Origin of the sequence: Roseococcus sp. SDR, assembly GCF_019083995.1 — a bacterium.
Taxonomy (GTDB): Bacteria; Pseudomonadota; Alphaproteobacteria; order Acetobacterales; family Acetobacteraceae; genus Roseococcus.
Map to the genome: position 1 here is coordinate 172,632 of NZ_JAHRCU010000002.1, position 22,637 is coordinate 195,268.

23 protein-coding genes and 1 pseudogene are annotated in these 22,637 nt (G+C 70.1%); 11 read left to right on the plus strand and 13 right to left on the minus strand.

Annotated features, from left to right (window positions below):
- Positions 1–19: 19 nt before the first annotated feature.
- Entirely contained in the window at positions 20–2,092 is a 2,073-nt protein-coding gene (locus tag KTR66_RS02955) for a methyl-accepting chemotaxis protein (protein ID WP_213610233.1), read from the minus strand.
- Between the two features lie 138 nt (positions 2,093–2,230).
- On the opposite strand from KTR66_RS02955, the gene KTR66_RS02960 reads away from it, so the two are divergent.
- Positions 2,231–2,854, plus strand: coding sequence for a hypothetical protein (locus tag KTR66_RS02960; protein ID WP_213610234.1), 624 nt, complete (start codon positions 2,231–2,233; stop codon positions 2,852–2,854).
- Here the strand turns inward: KTR66_RS02960 and KTR66_RS02965 are convergent.
- From KTR66_RS02965 to KTR66_RS02980, 4 genes are read right to left on the minus strand one after another with little or no spacing between them, the layout of a single operon-like run.
- Entirely contained in the window at positions 2,844–3,617 is a 774-nt protein-coding gene (locus KTR66_RS02965; RefSeq protein ID WP_371818995.1) for an ABC transporter permease subunit, read from the minus strand. The two genes, KTR66_RS02960 and KTR66_RS02965, sit on opposite strands and share 11 nt — an antisense overlap.
- Positions 3,614–4,450 carry an ABC transporter permease gene (locus tag KTR66_RS02970; protein WP_213610235.1) on the minus strand — a complete coding sequence of 279 codons (837 nt, stop codon included), beginning with the start codon at positions 4,448–4,450 and terminating at the stop codon, positions 3,614–3,616. The genes KTR66_RS02965 and KTR66_RS02970 overlap by 4 nt, the downstream gene beginning before the upstream one ends.
- The gene (locus KTR66_RS02975) at positions 4,447–5,436 is read right to left on the minus strand and encodes an ABC transporter ATP-binding protein (protein WP_213610236.1); all 990 of its coding nucleotides are present in this window, start codon (positions 5,434–5,436) and stop codon (positions 4,447–4,449) included. Before KTR66_RS02975 ends, KTR66_RS02970 begins: the two co-directional genes overlap by 4 nt.
- The gene (locus KTR66_RS02980; RefSeq protein WP_213610237.1) at positions 5,433–6,521 is read right to left on the minus strand and encodes an extracellular solute-binding protein; all 1,089 of its coding nucleotides are present in this window, start codon (positions 6,519–6,521) and stop codon (positions 5,433–5,435) included. Before KTR66_RS02980 ends, KTR66_RS02975 begins: the two co-directional genes overlap by 4 nt.
- Before the next feature lie 223 nt (positions 6,522–6,744).
- Between KTR66_RS02980 and KTR66_RS02985 the strand changes: the two genes are divergently transcribed.
- From KTR66_RS02985 to KTR66_RS03010, 6 genes are all read left to right on the plus strand, one after another.
- Complete coding sequence (locus KTR66_RS02985; protein ID WP_213610239.1) at positions 6,745–7,401, plus strand: hypothetical protein; 657 nt, start codon at positions 6,745–6,747, stop codon at positions 7,399–7,401.
- 45 nt (positions 7,402–7,446) lie between these two features.
- Entirely contained in the window at positions 7,447–9,933 is a 2,487-nt protein-coding gene (locus KTR66_RS02990) for a glycosyl hydrolase family 28-related protein (protein WP_213610241.1), read from the plus strand.
- Positions 9,934–9,948: 15 nt separating this feature from the next.
- Positions 9,949–10,248, plus strand: a complete 300-nt coding sequence (locus KTR66_RS02995) for a hypothetical protein (protein WP_213610243.1) — start codon at positions 9,949–9,951, stop codon at positions 10,246–10,248.
- Positions 10,249–10,272: 24 nt separating this feature from the next.
- A complete protein-coding gene (locus KTR66_RS03000) occupies positions 10,273–10,647 on the plus strand; it encodes a hypothetical protein (protein WP_213610245.1) in 375 nt (124 codons plus the stop codon).
- A gap of 91 nt (positions 10,648–10,738) precedes the next feature.
- A complete protein-coding gene (locus KTR66_RS03005) occupies positions 10,739–11,479 on the plus strand; it encodes a Crp/Fnr family transcriptional regulator (protein ID WP_213610247.1) in 741 nt (246 codons plus the stop codon).
- A gap of 83 nt (positions 11,480–11,562) precedes the next feature.
- Complete coding sequence (locus KTR66_RS03010; protein WP_213610249.1) at positions 11,563–12,531, plus strand: tripartite tricarboxylate transporter substrate binding protein; 969 nt, start codon at positions 11,563–11,565, stop codon at positions 12,529–12,531.
- Positions 12,532–12,675: 144 nt separating this feature from the next.
- Here the strand turns inward: KTR66_RS03010 and KTR66_RS25225 are convergent, their stop codons facing one another.
- Complete coding sequence (locus KTR66_RS25225; RefSeq protein ID WP_213610251.1) at positions 12,676–12,870, minus strand: DUF2842 domain-containing protein; 195 nt, start codon at positions 12,868–12,870, stop codon at positions 12,676–12,678.
- Between the two features lie 169 nt (positions 12,871–13,039).
- On the opposite strand from KTR66_RS25225, the pseudogene KTR66_RS03020 reads away from it, so the two are divergent.
- Together KTR66_RS03020 and KTR66_RS03025 are read left to right on the plus strand one after the other, a co-directional pair.
- Positions 13,040–13,565, plus strand: a pseudogene (locus KTR66_RS03020) (adenine phosphoribosyltransferase).
- Positions 13,555–15,600, plus strand: coding sequence for an ATP-binding protein (locus KTR66_RS03025; protein ID WP_213610253.1), 2,046 nt, complete (start codon positions 13,555–13,557; stop codon positions 15,598–15,600). The pseudogene KTR66_RS03020 and the gene KTR66_RS03025 overlap by 11 nt, the downstream one beginning before the upstream one ends.
- Positions 15,601–15,603: 3 nt before the next feature.
- Here KTR66_RS03025 and KTR66_RS03030 read toward each other — a convergent pair whose 3' ends face one another.
- Both KTR66_RS03030 and KTR66_RS03035 read right to left on the minus strand, forming a co-directional pair.
- Positions 15,604–15,978, minus strand: a complete 375-nt coding sequence (locus KTR66_RS03030; RefSeq protein WP_213610255.1) for a MerR family transcriptional regulator — start codon at positions 15,976–15,978, stop codon at positions 15,604–15,606.
- Positions 15,975–16,286: an integration host factor subunit alpha gene (locus KTR66_RS03035; RefSeq protein ID WP_213610257.1), complete on the minus strand. Its 312-nt coding sequence runs from the start codon at positions 16,284–16,286 to the stop codon at positions 15,975–15,977. The genes KTR66_RS03030 and KTR66_RS03035 overlap by 4 nt, the downstream gene beginning before the upstream one ends.
- A 190-nt stretch (positions 16,287–16,476) precedes the next feature.
- Between KTR66_RS03035 and KTR66_RS03040 the strand changes: the two genes are divergently transcribed.
- Entirely contained in the window at positions 16,477–17,079 is a 603-nt protein-coding gene (locus KTR66_RS03040; protein ID WP_213610259.1) for an SGNH/GDSL hydrolase family protein, read from the plus strand.
- Between the two features lie 4 nt (positions 17,080–17,083).
- On the opposite strand, the gene KTR66_RS03045 is transcribed toward KTR66_RS03040, so the two are convergent.
- Genes KTR66_RS03045 through KTR66_RS03055 form a run of 3 tightly spaced genes read right to left on the minus strand, consistent with a single transcriptional unit; the run spans position 17,084 to position 20,088 of the window.
- Positions 17,084–17,383: a hypothetical protein gene (locus KTR66_RS03045; RefSeq protein WP_213610261.1), complete on the minus strand. Its 300-nt coding sequence runs from the start codon at positions 17,381–17,383 to the stop codon at positions 17,084–17,086.
- Between the two features lie 11 nt (positions 17,384–17,394).
- Complete coding sequence (locus KTR66_RS03050) at positions 17,395–18,783, minus strand: MBOAT family protein (RefSeq protein WP_213610263.1); 1,389 nt, start codon at positions 18,781–18,783, stop codon at positions 17,395–17,397.
- Positions 18,784–20,088 (minus strand): GDSL-type esterase/lipase family protein, encoded by a 1,305-nt coding sequence (locus KTR66_RS03055; protein ID WP_213610265.1) that lies wholly within the window; start codon positions 20,086–20,088, stop codon positions 18,784–18,786. It abuts the gene before it with no gap.
- 137 nt (positions 20,089–20,225) lie between these two features.
- Here KTR66_RS03055 and KTR66_RS03060 point away from each other — a divergent pair, with 137 nt between their 5' ends.
- Entirely contained in the window at positions 20,226–20,966 is a 741-nt protein-coding gene (locus KTR66_RS03060; protein WP_213610267.1) for a GDSL-type esterase/lipase family protein, read from the plus strand.
- Positions 20,967–21,028: 62 nt separating this feature from the next.
- Here KTR66_RS03060 and KTR66_RS03065 read toward each other — a convergent pair whose 3' ends face one another.
- Both KTR66_RS03065 and KTR66_RS03070 read right to left on the minus strand, forming a co-directional pair.
- Positions 21,029–21,988: a tripartite tricarboxylate transporter substrate binding protein gene (locus tag KTR66_RS03065; protein ID WP_213610276.1), complete on the minus strand. Its 960-nt coding sequence runs from the start codon at positions 21,986–21,988 to the stop codon at positions 21,029–21,031.
- The gene (locus KTR66_RS03070; protein ID WP_213610278.1) at positions 21,985–22,635 is read right to left on the minus strand and encodes a polysaccharide deacetylase family protein; all 651 of its coding nucleotides are present in this window, start codon (positions 22,633–22,635) and stop codon (positions 21,985–21,987) included. Before KTR66_RS03070 ends, KTR66_RS03065 begins: the two co-directional genes overlap by 4 nt.
- Positions 22,636–22,637 lie beyond the last annotated feature (2 nt).

The window sequence follows — 22,637 nt, forward strand, 5'->3', positions numbered from 1 at the left end:
GCGCGGGCCCCCGCGCGGCTCAGGCCGTGCGGATGGCCCCCAGGAAGCCGTCCACCTTGCCGCGCAACGCGGCCGCCTGCTGTGAGAGCCCCGCCGAGGCGTCGCGCAGGCCAAAGGTGGCCGTGGCCGTGACCTCCGCACCCTCGCGCACCTGCGCCGTCTGGCGCGAGACCTCCTCCGTCCCGCTCGCCGCGCGAGAGACGGCACGGCCGATCTCCTTCGTCGCGGCCGCCTGCTCTTCCGCGGCGGCCGCCACCTGCACGGCGATGGCGCTGACCTCGGCGATGGTCCGGCCGATGCCCCGGATGGCCTCGGCCGCGCGCCCCGTCTCACCCTGCATGGCGCCGATCTGCTCGCGGATCTGTTCCGTCGCCTTCGCGGTCTGTGCGGCCAGCGCCTTCACCTCACCCGCCACCACGGCGAAGCCCTTGCCCGCGTCGCCCGCCCGCGCCGCCTCGATCGTGGCGTTCAGCGCCAGCAGGTTGGTCTGCGCGGCGATGGAGTTGATCAGGACGACGACATCGCCGATGCGCTGCGCCCCCTCGAGCAGGACGCCCACGGCCGCATCCGTCGCGCGGGTATCCTCGGCGGCCTTGGCGGCGATCCGCGCGCTTTCCGCCACCTGCCGGGCCACATCAGCGATGCTGGCCGCCAGTTCCTCCGCCGAGTTGGCGACGAGGCCTACCTCCTCGAAGGCGCTGCCCGCGGCACGGGCCATGTGCTCGGCGCGATCGCGCGCATCCTCGGCCGCACGGCCAAGCTGGTCGGCCGTGTCGTCGAGCGGCGCGGCGGCCGCCGCGAAAGCGCCCAGCGTCTCCGCCACCTCGGCCTCGAAGGCACGGATCAGGCCCTGGGTGCGCTCGCCCTCAGCGATCTTAGCGGCCTGGGCGGCGGCGGCGGCGGCCTCGGTGGCGCGCGCGGCCTCGCCCTTGTGGCGCAACACCTCCAGCGCGCCGGCCATCTGGCCGATTTCATCGCTGCGCCCCGCATGCGGGATCTTCCGCGCCAGGTCCCCATCCGCCAGGTGCTGGACACTCAGGGTCAGGTCGAGCATCGGCGTCACCACCCGTCGGCGCAGCATGACCGCGAGCCCGGCCAGCAGCAGCCCGGCGACGAGCGCGCCCGTCAGCACCATCGCGAGGCTCCACCAGGCCGCGGCTTCGGCGGCCCCCGCCTCGGCTGCAGCCGCCTCCAGCGCCGCGTCGCGCAACACCAGGATCTGCTGCTGCGCCGGCGTGGCCCAGGCGGTGAAGGCATCACCCGTGAGCGGATAGGCGTCGCCCGCGCGCCCCGCCGCGATCAGGGCCTGCGTCATGCGTGTCGGCTCACCGAAATAGCGCGACTGGACCTCGGCCACGGCCTGCGCGACGCGGGGCGGCTCGCCCAGCATGCGCACCACCATGCGGACGCGGTTCCAGCCGCTTTCCACCGCCATGCTCGCACCGGCGATGGTCTCCAGTTCGGCCGGCGTCAGGGCGCGGCCGCTGTTCAGCGCCGTGCCGACCACGACGATCCGCCGGCTCGCGGCCTCCCGGATGTCCCAGGTGATGCGGGCGACCAGCAGCAGGCCCTCGAGCCCGCCGCCGGCCTGGGCGACGGCGCGATGGCTGCCATCCAGGAGTTCGCCCACAGTCGCCAGCATGTCGCCATAGGCCGCCTGCGGCCGCGCGCGCAGGGCCTGGTCGCGCGCCGGAAGCGGTTGTTCGGCGGCCGGTCGCAGCGCGGCGCGCAGCGTGGTCAATTCTGTGGGCATATTCTCGAGGAGGCGCAGCCCGGCCTCCTGCCCCGCTGCGCGCAGCGCATCGAGCGTCCGTCGCAGCGCCGCGTCCGTCTCGACCTCCAGCGCGCGCAACCGCCCCATGACGGCGGAGTCCGCGGCACCGGCGGCATTCATGCGGATCACGTAGTTGCCGCGCTCGATCACGAGCCGCTCGGTCAGGCGCAGGAGATCCGCCGAGACGGCCACCTGCGCGGCGGCCTCACGCGCCGCCACCGCCTTGCGGAACTCGCCCCAGGCCAAGCCGCCGGCGATGAGGGTGGCGACCGCACCGATGGACAGCATCGCCAGATTGAAAAGGGTCCTTACGCGCATCGCCTCGCATCCTTTTAGGCCGGATGTGCGGAGGGATAGGCGGAAGGTCTTGCTGATACGTAAAAATGGCCATTAACCGCGACTTCATGCTGTCGCCCCTATTGCCGCTGCGTTTCCCGCTGCACGAGGTGCCCGAGCATGTCGACCGAGATCACGCCTGCCCTGCAGGACGCACTGTCCGCCGCCGTCGGCGCGGCCGTCCGCACGGAGTTCCAACCGCTCTTCGCCGAGATGAACCAGTTCCTCGACCGCCGCATCGCCGAGTTGAGCGCGGAACTCCACGCCAGTGTCCAGCTCGCCGACATGACGGAGGAGAAGCTCACGCGGGAGCTGGCGCTGGTGCATGAGCGCATCGCGAACCTTGTCGCCATGCCGGCCGAGGCCAGCCGCAACAGCGGCGTGGAGCTGGAGGCGGTGGTCATGGCGACCGAATCCGCCGCGAACGTCATCCTGGAAGCGGCCGAAGCCATCCAGGACTGGATCTCCAGCGGTGCGCGCGATGCCGAGGGCATGCAGGACCTGGCCGCCAAGGTGAACGCGATCTTCGAGGCCTGCAGCTTCCAGGACGTGACCGGTCAGCGCATCCGCCGCGCCATCCAGCATCTGCAGCAGGTGGAGACCATGCTGGAACGCGTCCTGCCCGGCCAGGCCCGCCCGGCCGAGACCAAGGTGGTGGTGCGCACCCAGATGCAGACGGTGGCCAGCGCGCCCACCGCTGCCGATCTCGCCCAGGCGGACATTGACGCGCTGCTCAACGCCTGAGGCGCAGCATCCAGGCGATCAGGCCGAGGCCGCCGGCGAAGCCCAGCATCACCACGGCCAGGGCATTGGCCTCGGGCGTCATGCCCAGGCGCAACTGCGAGAAGAGATAGACCGGCAGCGTGGTGGCGCCCGGGCCGGAGACGAAGCTGGCCAGCACCACATCATCCAGTGACAGCGTGAAGGCCAGCAACCAGCCGGCGGCGAGGCTGGGCGCGATCAGCGGCAGCGTGATGGTGCGGAACACCACGGCCGGTGTGGCGCCGAGATCCGCCGCTGCCTCCTCGAGTGCGGGGTCGAGGCCCGTGAGGCGCGCCTGCACCAGCACCGCGACGTAGGCCATGCCGAGGGAGGCATGCGCGAGCCAGACCGTCACCGCGCCACGCTGCGCGGGCCAACCCGTCAGCGCCTGGAGCCCCACGAAGAGCAGCAGCAAGGCGAGGCCCATGACCACTTCGGGCAGCACAAGCGGCGCCCCCGCCAGGACGCCAAAGAGCGGGCGGCCGGCAAAGCGCCCATGCCGCGCCAGAACCCAGCCCAGCGCGAGGCCCAGCGCCGTCGCCAGCGTCGCGGAAGCCGCGCCGATGCGCAGAGAGAGCCAAGCCGCCTCCAGCAACCGTTCATTGGCCGCCAACGCCAGGAACCAGCGCAGCGAGAAGCCGCCCCATTCGAAGGGCACGCGGCTGCCGGAGAAGGCATAGGCCGCCATCAGCAGGATGGGCGCCCAGAGGAAGATCAGCCCGAGGGCGAGGAAGGCCCGCCTCACCGTGCCACCGAAAGCCGTTGGTAGAGCGCGATCGGCACCAGGAGCAGCGCGAGCAGCGCGGTGGAGAGCACGGCAGCCGCCGGCCAGTCCCGCGTCTGGAAGAACTCGCCCCAGATGGCACGCCCAAAGAGCACGGAATCCGGTGCGCCCAGGACCTCGGGGATCACAACCTCACCGGCAGCGGGGATGAAGACCAGCAGGAAAGCGGCGCCGGCCGCGGGTGCGGCGAGCGGCAAGGTGATGGTGAGGAAGACCGTCCAACGCCCGGCGCCGAGATCCGCCGCGGCTTCCTCCAGCCTCAGGTCGCGCCGCGCCAGCGTGGCCGTCAGCGGCAGCACCGCGAAGGGCAGATAGCCATGCACCATGCCGAGCAGCATCGCACCCTCGCTGTAGAGCAGTGGCAGCGGCTCGCTGATCAGCCCCGCCTGCAGCAGCACGCTGTTGACCCAGCCGCCATCGCGCAGCAGCCCGACCCAGGCCGCCAGGCGCAGCACGAACCCGGACCAGAAGGGCAACAGCACCAGCGCCAGCAGTGGCGCCTGCCAGCGCGGCGCGGCGGAGGCGATGCCAAGCGCCATGCCGAAGCCCAGCACCAGGCAAAGCCCCGCCGTGATGGCGGCGAGCCGCAGCGAGCGCAGCGCGGCGTCGAGGTAGTAGGTGTCGGCGAAGAGCAAGGCCCAGGCTTCCAGGCTGCCCTGCCAGCCCGCGCGCCCGATGGGCGGGATGACGGGCGGCACACCGGGCGCCGAAGTGCCGAAGCCCATGCCGAGCACGATGACGAGCGGCGCCGCCACCAGCAGCAGCAGCGCGAGCCAGGCGCCCGCGCGGATCATGCCGAGAGCGGCGCCAGGGCAGCCGCGTCCCAGGCGAGGAACACCTCCGCCCCCGGCTCGGGCAGGGCGAGCCCAGCGGGCAGCACAAGGCGCAGCACCTGCCCTTCGGCCTGCGCCAGCAGCAGCACGTCGCCGCCGCGGAAGGCGATCTCGGTCACGGTGGCGCGGGTGCCATTCGCTTCGGGCAGGCCCGGGGCAAGCTGGATGCGCTCGGGACGGAGGGCATAGGCGGGCGCGGTGGTCTCGGCCCGCAGGTGGAAGCGCCCCGCCTCCAGCACATTGGCCGCCCCCAGGAAGCGGGCCACGGCGCGCGTCGCCGGGCGCTCGTAAAGTTCACGGGGCGCGGCGACCTGCGCGATGCGCCCGCCCTCCAGCACCGCAACGCGGTCGGCGAGCGAGAGCGCCTCGGCCTGGTCATGCGTGACCATGACAAAGCTGGCCCCGAGGCGGCGCTGCAGGGCCCGCAACTCCAGCCCCGTACGCTCGCGCAGGCCGGAATCCAGCGCACCCAGCGGCTCGTCGAGCAGCACGAGCGGCGGCCGCCGCGCCAATGCACGCGCAAGGGCAACGCGCTGCTGCTGCCCGCCCGAAAGCTGCTGCGGCCGGCGCTCCTCCAACCCCTCCAGGCCAAGCAGGACAACAAGTTCCGCCACGCGCGGCCCAGGGTCTCGCTCACCCGCGCGGCGCAGACCATAGGCGATGTTCTCTCGCACGCTCATGTGCGGGAAGAGAGCGTAGGACTGGAACATCATGGCGAGGTCCCGCGCCTGCGGCGGCAGGCGGGTGATGTCCCGGCCCTGCAACCGCACACGCCCCGAATCCGGCGCCTCGAAGCCGGCGATCACGCGCAGCAGCGTGGACTTGCCGGAGCCTGAGCCGCCCAACAGCGCGAAGAATTCGCCCGCGCCGATTTGAAGCGAGAGCGCGTCCAGCGCCGTGGTCGAGGCGAAGCGCTTGACCAGCCCTTCCAGCGCCAGCAGCGTCACCGGCCGGCCTTGAACCGCGCCCAGAGCCGCGCCCGTGCGCGCTCTCCCGCCTGGGCCGGCGTGCCCGCCACGAAACTCAGCGCCAGCGCCTCGGCCGGGGGGAAGACGCTCGGGTCGTTCGCCACGTCCGGCGGCAACAGCGCGCGGGAGGCAGGGACCGCGTTGGGATACCGCACCTGGCGGGTGATGCCGGCCATCACGTCGGGCTGCAGGATGAAGTTGATGAAGGCATGCGCGGCATCCGGGTTTGGCGCATCAGCCGGGATCGCCATCATGTCGAACCAGAGCTGCGCGCCCTCGCGCGGCATCACATAGGTCACCTCATGCGCGCGTCGTGCCTCACGCGCGCGCGCCGTCGCCTGGATCACGTCGCCCGAATAGCTGAAGGCCAGGCAGATCTCGCCCGCCGCCAGCGCATCAATGATGGCGGGCGGCGAGGGGATGGAGCGCAGGAAGGGGCGGATCGCCAGCAGCGCGCGCTGCGCGGCATCGATATCGGCCTGCGCCGTGCTGTCCGGATGGCGCCCCAGATGCCGCAGCACGGAGGGCAGCACATCCACGGCACTGTCCATCACCGCGATGCCGCAGCGCGCGATGCGGCGCGCATGCTCCGGGTTCAGCAGCAGATCCAGGCTGTCCAGCGGCGCATCGGGCGCGAGTTCACGGATGCGCGCCGCATTCATGCCAAGGCCGACTGTGCCCCAGAGATAGATCACGCCATGCCGGTTCTCCGGATCCACGCTCGCGATGCGCGCCATCAGGGCGGGGTCGAGATTGGCCGCATTCGGCAGGCGCGCGCGATCGAGCGGCCGCAGCGCCCCGGCGCGGACGAGGCGATTGAAGGCGGGCTCGCTGGTGGGAACCACGATGTCGTAGCCGGAGCGGCCTGCGGATAATTTTCCTTCCAGCGTCTCCAGCGTGTCATAGACGTCGTAGCGCACGCGGATCCCCGTCTCGCGCTGGAAGCGCTCGATCGCATAGGGGTCCATGTAGTCGGCCCAGTTGTAGATGTTCAGCGTGGGTTGCTGGGCCTGGGCGTTCAGGCCAGAGAGCAGCAGGGCCAGTGTCAGCAGCAGTCGGCGCATGGGGCGGGCTCCGCATCAGGGTGCTGAGCCTAATGACGCAGCGGCGCCGGTTTCACAATATCCGCTTTTTTTCCTTGACGTTCCATATTTGTTCTCGTAAAGAAGGCGGGCCAAGGGGTGCATTGCGCCCAATGCCAAGCCCCGGGCCGCCCCCTCCCTTCCCTTTCGTCGCACCCGCGCGCCGCGCGGCTTGCCGCCCCCATGGCCTAGGAGACGCACGCCCATGCCCTTCATCGCTAGCGACCTCGTGCCGCTGATCCAGACCGCGCGCTTCAACCTCTGGCACTATCGCAGCACCGACCTCCAGGCCGCCATCACCACGGCCGGCTACTTCGCACCCGCCGCCGCCACGCTCCGCGCGGGCGACCTGATGATCGTGCAGTCCGCCGACGCCATGGCCATGCTGCCGGTTCGCAGCAACGCGGCGACGGGCCCCGGCGTCACGCTCGACGGCGCGGTCACGCCCATCGCCCTCACGCGTTCCATCGCGCAGACCTTGCGCATGATCCAGGCGGCCAGCGCCGTGGCTTCCACGATCATCCTGGCCCCCCTGATGGCAGGCATCATCGTCGGCACTTCCATCCCCGTGCAGGCGCAGGTGACGGGCCCGATCCAGCAGGTGGTGATCACGCTGCGCAACGCGCAGAACCAGATCATCCCGCCCGCTGTGCTCGCCAATGTGGATCAGGGCTACGTCACCGCCACCCTGCCGACGCCGGCCGTCGGCAATGGCTATCGCATCCGCATCGAGGATGCGCTGGACACCGGCGTCGTTGCCACCTCGCGCAGCTTCAACATCCTGCCGGACCTCCGCCTCATCCTGATCGAGGACGGCGCGAAGCTCCTGCAGGAGGACGGCTCCGCCATCTCGCAGGGCTGAGCGACCCCGCCGCCCCCCGTTTTCCTCCAGCCCGGACGGAGCCCCATGCCCGACCTCAAGATCAGTGAACTGCCCGCGGCCACCGCCGTCGCGGATGGCGACCTCACGCCCTTCGTCCAGACCTCGCCCACCGCTGCCACGCGGCGGGCCACGCTGTCACAGATGCGCCGCGCCGTGCTCGCCGACCGCGGGGTGGATGTGCGCGACTTCGGCGCAGTGGGCAACGGCACGACCAATGACGCGCCCGCCATCCAGGCCGCGATCAACGCGCTCGGCACGGCCGGCGGCGTGGTGCAGTTCGGCCCGCGGACCTATCGCATCGCCTCCGCCATCACCATCAACAACGGCGCTGTGCGACTGCAGGGCGCGGGCTTCAGCGAGGGCGGAAGCCCGGGCCAGGGCACCTGGCTCACGGTGGACCTGACCGGCTTCACGCCCTTCACCTTCACGGGCGTCGGCGCCCGCGGTTCGGCCGTCTGCGACATGGCCTTCCGGCAGAACCATACGGCGGCCCTCAATGCCAGCTGGGCGCCCACCAACTACGACTGGCTGTTCCGCGTCACCGACTGCTTCGGCGGCGTGGATTTCGACAACATCATGCTCTCAGGCATCAACCGCGGCATCTTCGTGCGCAATTCCGGTCGCACGGATTTCCGCCGTATCCGCGGCCAGGTCTTCACCGCGGGCATCGAGATCGACGAGGGCTACGACACCTCGCGCATCCTGAACATGCATCTCTGGCCGTTCTGGTCGGCGGACGACAATGTCGTGCGCTGGCAGCAGGCGAATGGGGACGCGATGATCTTCCGCCGATGCGACGGCGTCTTCGTGGACCAGTCCTTTGTCCTCGGATACCGGTCAATGTTCCGCTTCACCTCCTCGGCCGCCGGTTACACCCAGAAGTTTAGCATCGGCCAGGCCTATGCGGATTTCGTGCGCCATGGCCTCTGGGTCGAGGCGGCGGGCACCGATGGGCAGGTGGATGCCATGACCGTCCAGTGCGAGATCTTCAATGCGGGCGGCGCGCCGCTGCCCGGCTCGATCGGCGTCTACGTCAACACCAATCTCAGCCGCGTGCAGATCGCCTCGTTGCGCATCGACGACGCGGAGGACAACCCGATCCGCATCGAGGGCGCGGGCAACCGCGTGGATATCGGTGCGCTGCGCTGCGTCAACTTCAACCTGCGCAACAACGGCGCCGCGGCCATCCACCTGGCGAACGTCGCCTCCGGCACGCCCAATCGCGTGAATCTGGGCAGCCCGCCTTTGCTCGAGACCGCCAATCCTGGTCCCGTCTTCAATGCCGCAAGCAATGGCTCGGTCGGGATGCAGGCGCCGGCGGGCGAGGCCGCGCGGCCTGGCCTTTCCCTCGCGCAGTACGACACGGGCCTCTTCCTGCCCTCGGCGGGCAGCCTCGGCGTCTCCGTGGCGGGCGGCGAAATCGCCCGCCTTGCCGCCGGCAGCACAAGCCTGGGCGGCGCGACCGGAGCGCATGGGCTGGAGGTGACCACGCCCGCCAGCGCGGTTAACCGGCCGGAGATGGTGGGAGCGGTGACCGGAACGCCGGCGCGGACCGGATGGCGCGCAAAGGGCGCGGACGCGAACATCTCTGCCATCATGCAGCCCAAGGGCACGGGCGCCCTGATCGCACAATTCCCGGACAATGCCGCGTCCGGCGGCAACGCCCGCGGCGCCAATTCGGTCGACTGGCAGACTGCGCGCACGCTGGCGACGCAGGTGTCCAGCGGCGCGAATGCAACCATCAGCGGCGGTCAGAACAACCTGGCCAGTGGCGCCAACACGACCATCGGCGGCGGCTCGACCAACACGGCGAGCGGCAACAATGCGGCCATCGGCGGCGGCGCCAACAACACCGTCTCATCGTCGCACGGTGTCGTGGCCGGTGGAACCAACAACACGGTGAGCAGCGGCACCCAGCCCAGCATCGGCGGCGGCAACGGCAACACGGCATCGGGCAATCGGGCGACCGTCGCCGGCGGTCTGACCAACACCGCTTCGGGCGCCAATTCTTGGGTCCCGGGTGGCGCCAATGCCAGCACGCGCGGGATCGCCGGCCGCGGCGCCTGGGCTGGTGGCCAGATCGCCGCGCTGGGTGACGCGCAGTCGGGCGAGCACGTGCTGTTCCGGCAGACAACGGACGCGACGGCCACGCGCCTGACCGGCGACAACGCGGCACCCGGGGCGGCCAACCAGATCGTCCTGCCCAACTTCGCCGCCTATTCCGGCACGCTGACCGTGATCGCCAAGGCCGCCGGCAGCACCGCGGCGGCGACGTGGCGCGTGAACGTCTCGGCCGTGCGGGGCAACGGCGTCGCGACCATCGTGCTCTACGAGGGCGCAGGCACCGCGCTGGTGCCCAACGCGAGCAGCGGCGCGGGCAGCGCCTGGCGGCTCGACATCGCGGCCGACACGACCAACGGCGCCATCGGCGTCACCGTCACGGGCGCTGCCGCCACCACCATCACCCACACGGCGCGCTTCGCCAATGTCGAAGCCACGACCGCGAGCTGACCGCAGGAGAATCCCATGGCCTTCCTCATTCCCATCGAGATCAACGACACCGGCGCCTTCGCCGAATACTGGCGCCTCACGCATGTGCAGGTGGACCGTGTCGCGGGCGTCGTCGAGGCGCAGCTGCACGGCTACCGCGACGAGGCGGCCCGCCGCGCCGGCAAGGCGCCCCTGCAGCGCCTCAGCTTCCGCTTCGACCAGGCAGCGATGGAAGACCCCTACACCCTCGCCGTCGAGGATCTCTACCGCACCATCCGGCTGCAGCCGGAGGGCGAGGGCGCACCCTCGCGCTTTGCGACCGCCACCGACATCTGACCCCAGCGAGAAGGAACCTTCCCGATGAGCTCCCTCACCGACTATGCGAAGAACATCCTCACCCGCGCGCTCTGCGGCCGCGCCCCCGTGCTGCCCACGGCGGTCTTCCTGGGCCTGGGCACCGGCGGCAGCGACCCCACCGGCATCAGCGGCGAGGCGGTCGGCAACGGCTACGCACGCCAGCGCGTCGTCTTCACCGGGACCGGCGTGCAGCAGAACGCCGAGTCGGTCCGCTTCACCTTCACGGCGGCGGCGGGCAGCTTCTCGCATGTGGGGCTGTTCGACGCGGCGAGCGGCGGCAATGCCCTCACCTGGTCGCCCCTGACCACGTCGGTCGCAGTGGCCGGGCCGGGCACCGTCACCATCAATCCGGGGGCCTTCACCATGACCGGGGACTGACAAGATGAGTTGACATGCACGGTGTCACCAAGCTTGCAACTCGGAGAATGTCAGGCTTATTCTCTGCCCTGGTTGAGGGAGAGAATAAGCCGTGAACCCGCTCGACGCCACCCACACCCTGGTCCGCGACGCCCAGCCGGCGGAGCCATGTTCGACCTGCGGCAGCCGGGTGGCGGGCCTGTGCCATAAGCTGGACGCCGCGGCGCTGGACGACATCTCGGCCGATTCCCAGCGCTTTCAGCTCGCGGCGAAGAGCGTGCTCTTCCGCGAGGGCGACGCGGCGCAGCGCGCCTATTCCATCGTGGAGGGCGTCGTGAAGCTCTCCCGCCTCCTGCCCGACGGCAAACAGCAGGTGGTGGGCTTCCGGTTCGCCGGGGACATCCTCGGCTACGGCGCCGGAAAAACCTATCCTTTCGACGCCGAGACCCTGACCAACGGTCATTTCTGCCGCATCGAGCGCGGCCGGCTCGACTCTCTCCTGCGGCTTTACCCGCAGATGGAGCGCCGCATGCTCGACCTCTGCCTCCGTGAATTGTCCAACACGCAGGACCAGCTGGTCTCGGTCGGCCGCCGTTCGGCCGAGGCGCGGGTCGCGAGTTTCCTGCTCGGCCTCGTTGACGCCTATCGCCAGCGGGGCCCCCTGCCGACGGACCTGCCCATGCCGATGACGCGCAGCGACATCGGTGACTTCCTCGGCCTGACGCTGGAGACGGTGAGCCGCAGCTTCGCATCCTTCAAGCGCCAGAAGCTGATCAGCGAGCCCGGCCACCAGACGGTTCGGATTCTCGACATGAACGCGCTGCTGCGGCTGACCGAGGGCGACGCGACCTGAATCTGAGAGAGGGCGCCCGGGGCCTTCCCCCCTGGGCATGCGGCTTGCATCCAGGCCGGCGTGTCTTCGCAAGGAACTTGCTCATGAATCGCCGCCAATTGCTCGCCGCCACCCCGCTCCTCGCCACTCCGGCGCTGGTACAGGCGCAGCCGGCCTGGCCCAACCGATCCGTCCGCGTGATCATCCCCTTCACGCCCGGTGGCGCTTCGGACCTGATGATGCGCCCCGTGGCGGAGCGTCTGGAGCGGGTCTTCGGCCAGTCCTTCGTGATCGACAACCGGCCCGGCGGCGGCGGTGCGGTGGGCGTCGGCGCGGCGGCGAATGAGCGGCCGGACGGCTACACCTTGCTGATGTCCACCGCCGGTCCGCTGGTCCTTCTGCCTTCGATGATGGCAAACCTGCCTTACAACCCGGCACGGAGCTTCACCTACATCTCGCTCATGGGCGGCGCGCCCATCGTCTGCGCGGTGAAGGGCGACAGCCCGATCCGAACCCTGGCCGACTACGCCGCCGCGGCGAAGCGTGCGCCGGACGCGGTCAGCTTCGGCTCCTCCGGCATCGGCTCTATGGGGCACCTGACCGGCGTGCTCTTCGGCATGGAGGCGGGCGCCCAACTGCTGCACGCCCCCTTTCGTGGCGCGCCCGAGGCGCAGACCGCCGTGCTCGGCGGCACCACCACCTCGCTCTGGGACACGGCGGCGGCCAATGTGCAGGCGATCCGTGCGGGCAGCATGCGAGGGCTCTGTGTCTCCTCCGCGCAGCGCGCGGCCATCCTGCCCGACGTGCCGACGGCACGGGAGGCGGGCTTCAGCAATGTGGTGAGCCTCAACTGGTTCATGCTCTGCGGCCCCGCCGGCCTGCCCCCGGCCATCACGGAGCGGCTCAGCACCGCCGTGCGCGAGATCCTGGCCGAACCCGCGATCCGCGAGCGGATGGATTCCATCGCCTTCGTGCCTGGCGAGAGCGTCCCCCAGGCCGGCCTCGCGGCCTGGGTTCAGGGAGAGCAGCAGCGCTGGGCGCCGGTCGTGCGCGCCTCCGGCGCCAGCATGTGAGGCAAGTCGCTGGCCGGGCCTCGCCCCGGCCAGCGCCCTGGGCGCGTATTGCCGAGGTATTCGGGGCGCCGGCACGGTGAGCCAACCCCCGCGGCCGCAAGCATCCATCACTACTGTGGTGCAAGATCATGGCTGCGGCGCCCGTCACCGCGGCGCTTTGGCGCTCCATTCGATCAGGCGTTTGGCCGGTACCACCCAAATGATGCCAGCGAACACATAATACACCAACTGTATTGCCCAGTGTCGATGGACAACAAAATCTCCTAACGCGACCACAACCGCGATATAAACGATAAATCCGACCACGCCGATCAGGAACGCAACCTTAGCTCGTGACATAGGTACGACATGGCCTCCTCTGGCAATCTCGCCCGAGGAGCGGGAGAGAAGCTTGCTAAATATTGGCCAAAGGGACTAGGGTTCAAGCCATTCGGTTGGGAGCCAGGCGCCATCCTTGGCGACCTCCCGCCCGGATCACCCCTTCGGCCAGATCGCAGCAAAGAATCCCGTGACGCAAAACGACCTCAAGCGCCACATCCGTGGCATTCCCGATTTTCCGAAACCGGGAATCCTCTTCTACGACATCTCGACCCTGCTCCGGCATGGAGCCGGCCTGGAAGGCCGCCATGGCGGAGATGGCGGCGCGTGTCACGCCATACCAGCCACAGCTTCTTGCCGGCATCGAGAGCCGCGGCTTCCTGCTCGCTGCGCCGCTGGCGCTCGAACTCGGCCTTGGCTTCATCATGTTGCGCAAGCCGCGCAAGCTGCCCGGCGCCACGGTCGGCCTGGACTACGCGCTCGAATACGGCACCGACCGCATCGAGATGCAGGCCGATGCCGTGGAGCCCGGCCAACGCGTGATCCTGCTCGATGACCTGCTCGCCACCGGCGGCACCATGAAGGCAGGGCTCGACCTGCTGCGCCAGGCCGGCGCCGTGGTGCCGGCCGTCGCCACCATGATCGAGCTCAGCTTCCTGGGCGGAAGGAAACGCCTCGATGTCCCCGTCGAAACTCTCCTCACCTATGACGAGTAGGGCTCCGCCCGTCGAAAAGGCCCGCATCATCCGTGATGCGGGCGGCAATGCCTATCTGGAGGGGGGGGATGGCGCGGTCTCCGCCGCCGGGCTGAACGGTGTGCTGGCGCTTGCCATCGCCTCGGCCCCCACCGGCATCACGGTCGCCGACCCCTCGCTGCCCGATTGCCCTCTGGTCTTCATCAACCCGGCCTTCACGCAGCTCACCGGCTACCCGCCCGAGGAGGTGTTGGGTCGCAATTGCCGCTTCCTCCAGGGCCGCGGCACCGAGAAGGAATCCGTCCGCGCGCTCCGCTTGGCCATCGCCGCCGGCAAGCCCATCACCCTCGAATTCACCAACCACCGCCGCGACGGCCGCCGCTTCGTGAACGAACTGCGCATGGCCCCGGTGATGGATGAGAAGGGGCAGCTCGTCGCGTATATCGGCATCCAGCACGACGTGACCGCCCGCAAGCGCGCCGAGCGCGAGGCCATCAAGGCCCGCCGCGCCGCCGAGCGCGCCAACCAGGAAAAGAGCGACTTCCTGGCCTTCATGTCGCATGAGGTGCGCACGCCGCTGCATGGCGTGATGGGCACGCTGGCCCTGCTGCTCGACACCGCGCTCGACGCCGAGCAGCGCGCTTATGCCGAGACGGCCCAGCGCTGCGGCGCGACCCTGCTGCACACCGTGAACGAACTGCTGGACCTCAGCCGCATCGAGGCCGGCAAGCTCGACGTCCATTCCGACCCCTTCTCGCTGGCCGACATCGTGAAGGACGTGCTCGACCTGCTGGCGCCGGCCGCGGCCGAGAAGGGCATCGAGCTCTCCGCGAGCCTCGATCACCTGCTGCCAGGACAGCTCGTTGGCGACCCGAGCCGCATCCGCCAGGTGCTGATCAACCTGACCGACAATGCGGTGAAGTTCACCCATCGCGGCAGCGTGGAATTGCGCATCGCGGCCCTGCCCGACGGGCATGTGGGCTTCGCCGTGACCGATACCGGCATCGGCATCCCGCCCAAGCTGCGCCAGAGCCTCTTCACCCGCTTCGCCCAGGCCGACCAGGCGGGCGAGCAGACCGGCTCGGGCCTCGGCCTCGCCATCTGCAAGCGGCTGGTGGCGCTCATGGGCGGGCAGATCGCGGTGGACAGCACGCCCGGGCGCGGCAGCACCTTCTTCTTCGACCTGCCGCTGGCGCATGTGCCGGAATCCGGCACGCCGCCGCCCCGCATCGCGCCGCAACCCGTTCTGGTGCAGCCCCTTGCCGGAGCGCATGGCCGCATCCTGCTGGCCGAGGACGGCAAGGCGAACCAGCTCGTCGCCGCCGCCATCCTGCGCAAGGCCGGCTACACGGTCGAGCTGGCGCGCGACGGCGCCGAAGCGGCCGCCGCGGCCGAATCCTCCGACTACGACCTGATCCTGATGGATGTGCGCATGCCGCTGATGGACGGCTATGCCGCCACCCGCGCCATCCGCGCCGTGCCGGGTCCGCGCGGCCGCGTGCCCATCATCGCGATGACGGCGAGCGTGATGCCCGGCGACACCGAGCGCTGCACCGCCGCCGGCATGGACGGCCACCTGCCCAAGCCGCTCGGCAAGGCCGAGCTGCTGGCCGCCGTGCAACGCGTGCTCGACGCGCGCCCGCGCCGCCCGCGCGTGCCGATCCCCGAGGCGGAGCCCGGCGCAACGGCCCCGCTGCTCGACCGCGAGACGCTCGAGGAATTGCGCGCCGCCGTCGGCCCCGGCCGCCTGCCACGCCTGATCAGCGTCTTCACCGCCGAAACGAAGGAGCGCGTGCGGCGCATGCACGCGATGACCGACCCGGTCCGCATCGAGGACGAGGCGCACAGCCTGAAGGCCGCCGCCGCCACCTTCGGCGCCATCGCGCTCAGGGACGCCGCCCGCGCGCTGGAGGATGCCTGCCAGGGCGGACAGCCGGAGGAATGGCGCCGCATCCTGGACCTGCTGCCCGGCCTCGCCGATCGCAGCATCGCCGCCTTCCCGCTTGCCCGCGCCGAGGCGCGCGCCAAGCAGGACCGGGAACAGAAGGGACGTTGAGGCTCAGAGCCGCCGCAGCGCTACGGCGATCGCGTCGAGCTCCGCCAGGATCTGCGCCAGCGCGCTTTCCTCCGGCTGTGCTTCGCCCAGCGGCAATTCGGGCTCACCCTCGTCCAACAGGCGCTGCACGCCCTTGATCGTGTAGCCCTGCGTGTAGAGCAGATCGGAGATGCGCTTGAGAAGCGCGAGATCCTCCGGCCGGTAGTAGCGGCGCCCGCCGGCGCGCTTCAAAGGCTTGAGTTGCGGGAATTTCGTCTCCCAGAAGCGGAGCACGTGCTGTGGCACGTTCAACTGCTCCGCCGCCTCGCTGATGGTCCGGAAGGCTTGCGCCGATTTGCGCAGCCGAGGGCGTTCCTCTAGATCAGCGTGCTCGCTCACTCCTTGCCGCCCTTGGCGAGAGTGGTGCCATTGATCCGCGCCTTCAGCACCTGGCTTGGCCGAAAGGTCAGCACGCGGCGGGGCAGGATCGGAACTTCAACGCCCGTCTTGGGGTTGCGCCCGATGCGCTGCCCCTTCTGACGGATGAGAAAGGTGCCAAAACCAGAGATCTTCACGGATTCCCCGGTCTCCAGCACGCTGGAGATGCGCTCGAGCACAGCCTCCAGCAAGGCGGCTGATTCGTTGCGGGAGAGCCCGACCTCCGCATAGATGGCCTCAGCGAGGCCGGACCGCGTCAGCGTATCCATCGTCGACTCTCCGTCATGGCCGGCCTCGCATCTCATGTGCGGCCCGCAAGTCTCTGAACCGGCAAGAAAGCCGGGAAGAGCAGGCCACGTCAACCATGTTTCGCAGCGCTCCCCCGAAAACCGCGTTTACCGCCCCTTCACCCCGGGTCTGGCACCTCGCGCGCCGACCCCAGGACGGAGTCCCTTGCCCATGCCGCCTCGCCGCTGGCCTTTCCTGGCCCTTCTGGCCGCCCTCGCCCTGCCCGCCGCCCCGGCGCGCGCGGAGACCGCCTGCCCCGACATCCTGCTGGGCGACAGCCTGGCCGTGGGCATGGCGCCGCATGCCCGCGCCCTCGGCTTTACCGTCATCGCGCAATCAGGGGCAGGAATCGCCTGGCTGCGCCAGCAGGAACCGCGCTGCGCCCGGCGCCTCATCCTGGTCTTCGGCACGAATGACCTCCGCGGCATGACCGCAGCCGAGGCCGAGGCCTATCCGCTGCGCATCGCCGCCGTGATGGAGGGGTGGGAGGCCCAGCAGGCCATCTGGGCCACGCCCGGCTGCTTCCAGGATGCGGCGCTCGAGCGTGGCAGTGCCGCTCTGGACGCGGCCCTCACCCGCCATCTGCGCCGTGCGAGCGACCGCCTGCGAGACCTGCCGGCCATCCATAGCGGCCGCGTGGCCCGCTGCGTCTATCCCTCGCATGACGGCATCCACCCCACCGGCCTCGGCTATCAGGCCTGGTGGGCGGGGCTGTCGCAATGGATGGAGCGCGCCGCGGTGGCGGGCCTGCAGCCGGCCAGCATGGTGCGCTGACGGCCTATCCGCGCCCCCAGGAAAGAACGGAGCGCAACGTCTGCGTGATGGTGGGGACGCCGATCGCTTCCATGGCGCCGTGCCAGGCCTCAGCCATGGCAATGAGTTCCTCCGTGCCCGGCAGGATGGGCAGTCCATAGGCGGCGTCCAGGATGGCGCCGGAGCGGCCCATCAGCAGCAGCAGCCAGACCATGGCCAGCACAGCAAGCGCACGGCCAAAGGGCAGCACGGCCGTCGAGCGGGAAAAATCGTCCGGCACGCCGCGGGGCGGCGGCGGGGCATCGGGCATCCAGGGTTGCTGCATGGCGCGGTCCCTCAGAACTGGAAGTAGATGAAGGGCGCGACGCCCTCCGGCCCGGCGAACAGGATCAGCAGCAGCGCCACGCCACACAGCGCGCCCAGCGCCAGCGCCGGCAGGCGGCGCAGCGTGGCCTCGATCCGCTCGCGCAGATCGGCCGGCCAGAAATGGAAGGACAGGCCGAGCAGCGTCAGCGCCAGCAGCCGCCAGGTGACGCTCTCATTCGGCAGGTCGAACTGCACCAGGCCCGCCAGCATCGCCCAGAAGCCCGCCATGTCATGCGCGCGGAACAGCACGAAGGCGAAGACCACGACATGGAAGGTGATGAACCAGCGCAGCATGCGCCCGCGCGTCGTCACGGGCGCCGCATTGCCGCCCAGGGCGCGCTCCACGCCGAGGGCGGCGCCATGGATCACGCCCCAGAGCACGAAGGTCCAGGCCGCGCCGTGCCAGATTCCGCCCAGCACCATGGTCGCCATCAAGGCGATGCCGACATTCCAGCGGTTGCCGCCGAAGCAGCGGATATAGACGTAGTCGCGCAGCCAGGTGGAGAGCGAGATGTGCCAGCGCCGCCAGAACTCCGAGAGGGTCACGGCGCGGAAGGGCTGGTCGAAATTCTTCGGGAAGTGATAGCCGAGCAGCGCCGCGAAGCCGATCGCCATGTCGGAATAGGCCGAGAAGTCACAGAAGATCTGGATCGTGTACCCGTAGCTCGCGAGCCAGATATCGAGCGCGCCATGCGCCGAAGGGTCGCGGAAGACCGGATCCACGATGCCCGTCGCGAGTTCACTCGCGATCACGACCTTCTTGAAGAGCCCGCCCAGGATGAGGATGCAGGCCATCACCACGGGGATGCGGAACCGGTCCGGCGGCGCGTGCAGCTGCGGGAGGAAACGCGCCGCGCGCACGATGGGCCCAGCCGCGAGATGCGGGAAGAAGGTCAGGTAGACCAGGACATTGAGCGGTGAGGGCTCGGGCTCGGCTTCACCTTCATAGGCATCCACCATGTAGGAGATCGCCTGGAAGACGTAGAAGGAGATGCCGACCGGCAGCACGATGTCGAGCAGCGGCATGGGGCCGATGCCCAGCCAGTCGAGCCGCGCCACCACCTCCTGCAGGAAGAAGTTCGCGTATTTGAAATAGAACAGCCAGCCGAGCGTGCCGGCGATGCCGAGCCAGAGCCAGGGGCGGGAGCGACCGCGCCCCGCCAGCAGGCCGATGCCCCAGGTCCAGAAGCCCACCAGCAATAGGGCCGCACAGAACTCCACGCTCCAGAAGGCGTAGAAGGCGAGGTTCGCGGCCAGCAGGAAGGGCCTGTGCCAGGCCGGACGGAACCGCACGAGCGACCAATGGCCCAGAAAGACCACCGCGAAGAAGATGGCGAAGATGCCGGTCGGAAACAGCATTCAGGTGGCGGTGGTACGCGTGGCGAGGCCCATGCCGCGCAGCAGATGCGCCTGCAGGCGCTCGGCCGTCAGGCGATAGCCGTCGGGCGTGAAGTGCACGAGGTCTGGCCGCATCAGCGGCGCATCGCCGCGCGCGAGTTCGGGCAGTCGGCAGGGACTGCGCGTGACCTCGGCACTCCAGTCGAAAAAACCCACGCGTTGCGCCTGCGCCACGCTGCGCTGGGCCGCGCGCACGCGCAGCAGGGCCGGCAGGGGCGATACGGCGGCGCAACCCTGCGGCGGCCGTCCGCGGCGCGTGGCGCGCACGGGGCGACCGGCATCAGGCACGCCCATGATCATGATGCCACTGCGCGGCAGCGTCTGGCGCAGGCGCTGGATCTGGCGCGTGAGCTGCGCCGCGTAGGCGGCTTCGTCGAAGTCGGAATCCACCGCCTCATTTGTCCCAAAGGCCAGGATGATGAGCGCGGGCGGCTGGTTGGTCAGCTCGCGCGCCATGACCAGCGGATCGCGGTTGTCGAGCGAGGCCAGGGTCGCGCCGTTGATGCCGAAACCCTCGACCAGCACGCCGCGCCCCCGGCGATCCATGCCCCAGCCGAGCAGCTCGACCGGGCCGTCGCCGGAGAGCTCGATCGCGAGTTCCCGGCTGCGGGAGGGGGCGTCGAGGCTGAGTGGGCGGAATTCCGTGACCGGGTTGTTCAGGCTGACCGGACCGACCGAGAGGTCATCCACCCGCAGGCGGAAGCTGCCAGCACCCGGGCCTGCCATGAGGCTCAGATGGATGCGGTCGAAGCCGGCGGCTTCAGTGGAGCGGAGCGTGATGACATCGCCCGCGCGCTCGCCGGTCAGGCGAAAGCCCGTAAGGCCGAAGGGGCCGGGGTTGCTGGCCCGGAGCGCGCTGCGAACCGTCCATTCGCCGCTTTGCGAGGCCTCCGCGATCTGGTTCGCGTTGATCGGGCGCTGCGCGCGGCCGGGCGGCAGGCGGCCCGGGCCGAGGGCTCCGAAGCGCGCCTGCATCAGTTCGCGCAGGTGGCCCACCATGACGGGGCCGGCGGTGTGGCTGTCGCCAAGGACGAGAATCAAGGCGCGCGACGACGCGTTGCGTCCACCCCCACGCAGCGCGGCCGCGAGCGGTTCATAGGGATTGTCGCCCACGCGCGCCGGCAGCACGGATTCGAGTCCGGCATCGGGCCGCGCCTGGGCCAGCACGAGCGGCGCCCCGCCCTCGCCGGCCAGGGGCTCCGGCCTTGCGCCGCAGCCACCGAGCAGAGCGGCGGAGCCCAGGAAAAACGCGCGGCGGTTCAGCATTTCGTGCGGGCCGGGGACTTCATTGTGACAACTCGCATGATATAAATCCCCATTCCCCCTGCTGTCCCGGAGAAACCCGCGTGGCGTTCCGCGCCCACCCCGCATCTTTCTCGCGGCGAAGCCTTCTGTATGGCGCAATGGCGCTGCTGTCATCGGGCAGCCTTGCGCTGGCGCAGCCCGCCATCCTGCCCAGCCCGCTCCCCGAACGCCCGGCACCCGAGCGCGTGAACCTTCTCTTTTGCGGGGATTCGCTCGCCCAGGGCATGTTTCTGGCGCTGAACGGTCAGCTCCGCCGGCGAGAGACGGTGCGCGTGACCAACGGCACGCTGCACGCGACCGGCGTGACCCGCAGCGACGAACATGACTGGCCCACCGTCTCGCGCGATCTCGTCGCACGCCACCGGCCCAACCTCACCCTCTTCTGGGTGGGCGCGAATGATTTCCGCCCGCTTGTGGTTCGCGAGACGCGGTCGCGCTTCGCCTTCGGCACCCAGGGCTTCGCAGACGGCTATGGCCGCCGCGTTGGCGAGATGGTGACAGCCGCGGTCCAGGCGGGCTCGCGCGCCGTGTGGTTCGGCCTGCCCAACGTCCGGGACGCGCAATTCGCCAATGCCGTGCGCCAGCTCAACGAGATCCAGCAGAGTGCCGCGCTTGCCGCCGGCGCGGTCTGGATCCCGACCTGGGAGGCGACGAGCGACCCGCAGGGCCGCTTCAAGTCCAGCATCGCGCTCGAGCGCGGCCCGCGCGGCTTCCGTGCCGAAGACGGCGTACACTTCACCGAATGGGGCTACCGCAGGATCGCGGCGCTCTTCTTCGATGAGGTTGAGAACATCTTCCCCGAACTCGCCGAAGGGCTGGGGCGACTGACCGATACGTAACGCGCGAGGGCCAATTCCTCGCGCGCCCGACTTTCCCAGCCGCGATGCGAGACCGCGCCCCGTCAGGAATCCGCGGTGATGTTCGCGCGCCGGATCACCTCCCGCCAGCGATCCAGCTCGGCGCGCTGGAAGCTCGCCAGATCCTCTGGGCTGCCGCCCATGCCCTCCACGCCGTTGCGTGCGAAAGCGGCGCGCGTCTCGGGCTCCATCAGCGCCGCGTTGAAGATGCCGTTGAGCCGCTGCGTGAGCGGCGCGGGCAGCCGCGGCGGCGCGTAGAGCGCCCACCAGGCCTCGATGTTGATGACCGGCAAGCCGACCTCGGCAAAGGTGGGGACGCCGGGCAGCACGTCGCTGCGCGTGGTGCCGGTGATGCCAAGGCCCAGCATCGTGCCTGACTCGATATGCGAGCGCACGAACTGCGTGTGGTAGAACATGGAATCGATCTGCCCGCTCAGCAGATCCGTCACCGCGCGGGCGCCGTCGCGGTAGGGCACATGCGTGGTGGTGATGCCCGTCGCCTCGCCCAGCAGCGCCTGGGCCAGATGCCCCGTGGTGCCGGTGCCGGAGGAAGCGACCGACAGCGGACGCGTGCGCGCGAGGGCCACGAAATCGGCCATGCTGCGCACGCCGAGCTGAGGCCGCACGACCAGCAGGATCTTCGTCTTGGAATGCGCGATGATGGGCGTGAAGTCGCGCATCGGATCATAGGGAAGGTTCGGCATCAGGTGCGGGTTCACGGTGTGCGTGCCGATGGTGCCGAGCAGCAGCGTCAGCCCGTCCGGCGCCGCCTGTGCCACATATTGCGAACCGATCGTCCCGCCCGCGCCCGCGCGGTTGTCGACAACCACCGTGGCCCCGTTCAACCCGCGGGAGAGCTGCTGAGCCGCGATGCGGCCCAGAATGTCCGTGCTCGAACCGCCCGGGAAGGGCACGACGAGCCGAATGGGCCGGTCAGGCCAGGCCTGGCCGAGCGCGAGACTGGGGGTGAGCAGGCTGGCAGCCAGCAAGGCGCGGCGCTTCATGGCGCGATATCCTCCCTTGAGATGGCGGAAAGTTCGCACAGGGGATGACCCTGCCGCAATGCGAGGCAGCTCTGCGGAAGCGTCGGCGTGAACCTTGCGCCCTCCCCTTCGAGCCGGTCGAGGAAGCCCTCGAGGTGCCGCATCGCGCCGTTGGGAAGGTCGTGCAGCACCAGCAGCACCGGCCCCGTGGCCGTGCGGCATTGCGCGAGGGCCGTGGCGGGCCAGCCCTCAGGGTCGCGGAAGTCGCCCGGCACGGCGTTCCACAGGACCACCGTATAGGCCTCCGAGCGCAGATGCCGCATCGCGCTGGCGTTCAGCAGGTGGTCCCCCAGCGCCCCGCCGCCACCATTGGGGCGGAACAGGCGATGCGGGTTGAGCGGGCCGAGCAGCGCCTCGGCCGCCGTGATCTCGGCCACCGCTTCGCTGCCCCCGCGCAGGCCCAGCGGCACGCCGTGGGTCAGTGTGTGGTTGCCGATGCGGTGGCCCTCGGCCAGGGCGCGCTCCGCCAACATCCGCCGCGCCGGGTCACGCAGCTTCTGTCCGATCGGGAAGAAGGTCGCCGTCAGGCCGCGGCGCGCCAGGGCGTCGAGCACCAGCGGCGTGACCTCGGGCTCAGGCCCGTTGTCGAAGCTGAGACAGATCTCCAAGC

Coding starts and splice junctions, on each gene's coding strand:
- KTR66_RS02955 (WP_213610233.1), bottom strand. CDS start 2,092: ATGCGCGTAAGGACCCTTTTCAATCTGGCGATGCTGTCCATCGGTGCG.
- KTR66_RS02960 (WP_213610234.1), top strand. CDS start 2,231: ATGTCGACCGAGATCACGCCTGCCCTGCAGGACGCACTGTCCGCCGCC.
- KTR66_RS02970 (WP_213610235.1), bottom strand. CDS start 4,450: ATGATCCGCGCGGGCGCCTGGCTCGCGCTGCTGCTGCTGGTGGCGGCG.
- KTR66_RS02980 (WP_213610237.1), bottom strand. CDS start 6,521: ATGCGCCGACTGCTGCTGACACTGGCCCTGCTGCTCTCTGGCCTGAAC.
- KTR66_RS02985 (WP_213610239.1), top strand. CDS start 6,745: ATGCCCTTCATCGCTAGCGACCTCGTGCCGCTGATCCAGACCGCGCGC.
- KTR66_RS02990 (WP_213610241.1), top strand. CDS start 7,447: ATGCCCGACCTCAAGATCAGTGAACTGCCCGCGGCCACCGCCGTCGCG.
- KTR66_RS02995 (WP_213610243.1), top strand. CDS start 9,949: ATGGCCTTCCTCATTCCCATCGAGATCAACGACACCGGCGCCTTCGCC.
- KTR66_RS03000 (WP_213610245.1), top strand. CDS start 10,273: ATGAGCTCCCTCACCGACTATGCGAAGAACATCCTCACCCGCGCGCTC.
- KTR66_RS03010 (WP_213610249.1), top strand. CDS start 11,563: ATGAATCGCCGCCAATTGCTCGCCGCCACCCCGCTCCTCGCCACTCCG.
- KTR66_RS25225 (WP_213610251.1), bottom strand. CDS start 12,870: ATGTCACGAGCTAAGGTTGCGTTCCTGATCGGCGTGGTCGGATTTATC.
- KTR66_RS03025 (WP_213610253.1), top strand. CDS start 13,555: ATGACGAGTAGGGCTCCGCCCGTCGAAAAGGCCCGCATCATCCGTGAT.
- KTR66_RS03035 (WP_213610257.1), bottom strand. CDS start 16,286: ATGGATACGCTGACGCGGTCCGGCCTCGCTGAGGCCATCTATGCGGAG.
- KTR66_RS03040 (WP_213610259.1), top strand. CDS start 16,477: ATGCCGCCTCGCCGCTGGCCTTTCCTGGCCCTTCTGGCCGCCCTCGCC.
- KTR66_RS03045 (WP_213610261.1), bottom strand. CDS start 17,383: ATGCAGCAACCCTGGATGCCCGATGCCCCGCCGCCGCCCCGCGGCGTG.
- KTR66_RS03050 (WP_213610263.1), bottom strand. CDS start 18,783: ATGCTGTTTCCGACCGGCATCTTCGCCATCTTCTTCGCGGTGGTCTTT.
- KTR66_RS03055 (WP_213610265.1), bottom strand. CDS start 20,088: ATGCTGAACCGCCGCGCGTTTTTCCTGGGCTCCGCCGCTCTGCTCGGT.
- KTR66_RS03060 (WP_213610267.1), top strand. CDS start 20,226: ATGGCGCTGCTGTCATCGGGCAGCCTTGCGCTGGCGCAGCCCGCCATC.
- KTR66_RS03065 (WP_213610276.1), bottom strand. CDS start 21,988: ATGAAGCGCCGCGCCTTGCTGGCTGCCAGCCTGCTCACCCCCAGTCTC.